Source organism: Halomonas sp. 707B3, from assembly GCF_024158645.1.
GTDB classification, from domain to species: domain Bacteria; phylum Pseudomonadota; class Gammaproteobacteria; order Pseudomonadales; family Halomonadaceae; genus Vreelandella; species Vreelandella lionensis.
In genome coordinates this window covers 1-1256 of the sequence record NZ_JAMZBE010000302.1, presented here as the reverse complement: position 1 = coordinate 1256, position 1256 = coordinate 1, and the positions used below count along the sequence as shown (strand labels likewise).

The 1256-nt window shown below is 54.0% G+C and carries 1 protein-coding gene; it reads left to right on the top strand.

Annotated features, from left to right (window positions below; translation table 11 throughout):
• The first annotated feature begins 60 nt into the window (after positions 1–60).
• Positions 61–1226 (top strand): IS3 family transposase gene (locus tag BIS10_RS18780; RefSeq protein WP_101146503.1). Its coding sequence is split into 2 segments (ribosomal slippage): positions 61–322 and positions 322–1226, totalling 1167 coding nucleotides; the frame shifts between segments, so codons are not numbered across the junction.
• The last annotated feature ends 30 nt before the right edge of the window (positions 1227–1256 follow it).

Genomic DNA, 1256 nt, shown 5'->3' with positions numbered 1-1256 from the left:
TGATCCTGCCCAGTAACGGTGGACACCTCAAGAACGTCATACGTTACGATGAGGTGAACCATGGCAAGATCGACAACATCAATGAAGAAAAAATCATATACCCGTTACTCAGATGCCTACCGGCAAGAAGCCTTAGCGCTTGCGGATCGCATTGGCGTTGCAGCAGCGGCGCGTGAGCTGGGAATACACGCGAGTCAGCTCTATCAGTGGCGATCTAAAGCACAGCTGCAGCAAGACACATCCGAGCGAGAGCGGTCGTTGGCAGAAGAAAACGCCCGCTTGAAGCGCCAACTAGCCGAGGCAAATGAAGAGCTGGCCATCACAAAAAAGGCCGCGGTGTACTTTGCGAAAAGCCTGAAGTGAAGTACGCCTTTATCCACCGTCATCGTCAGGCGTTCAGTATTCAGCGTATGTGCCATGTTGTCGGGGTCGCTCGGAGTGGCTACTACGCTTGGCGGCAACGCGAAGGCGCATCGTCCCCAAAACGCAGCCAGCAAGCCATTATCGATCAGCATGTGGCCAAGGCTTATCACCAACGCAAAGGCCGCTCAGGCGCCCCGAGACTAACGCTAGACCTGCGAGATGATGGGATGCCGATCAACCGTAAGACGGTGGCTGCCAGCTTACAGCGTCAGGGCCTGCGCGCTAAAGCAGCTCGTAAGTTCAAGGCCACCACGAACTCACGGCATTCGCTGCCAGTCGCACCGAATCTACTAGAACAAAACTTCACGGCCTCAGCTCCTAATCAAAAGTGGGTGGGTGACATTACCTACTTGGCGACGGGCGAAGGCTGGCTTTACCTGGCAGTGCTCATTGATCTTTACTCTCGTAAAGTGGTCGGTTGGGCAATGAGTGAGCGTATGACGGCCGATCTTGTCTGTGACGCGCTACAGATGGCGCTATGGAGACGCAAAATGCCCAAAGGCGTGATAGTCCATTCGGATCGAGGTAGTCAGTACTGTTCCACGCGTTACCAATCGCTGCTTACCCGGCATGAGCTTACGTGCAGCATGAGCGCCAAAGGCAACTGCTATGATAATGCCTGTGCCGAAAGCTTCTTCCACAGCCTCAAGGTTGAAGCGATCCATGGGGAGCAATTTACAACGCGAAACGATATGAGGCGCCAGGTGTTTGAGTACGTCGAACTGGACTACAACAAACAACGGCGGCACAGTGCTATTGGGATGATCAGCCCAGAGGCCTTTGAAGCCCGAATGATCGCTTAAACCAGTGTCCACTGTTGCTGGGTAAGATCA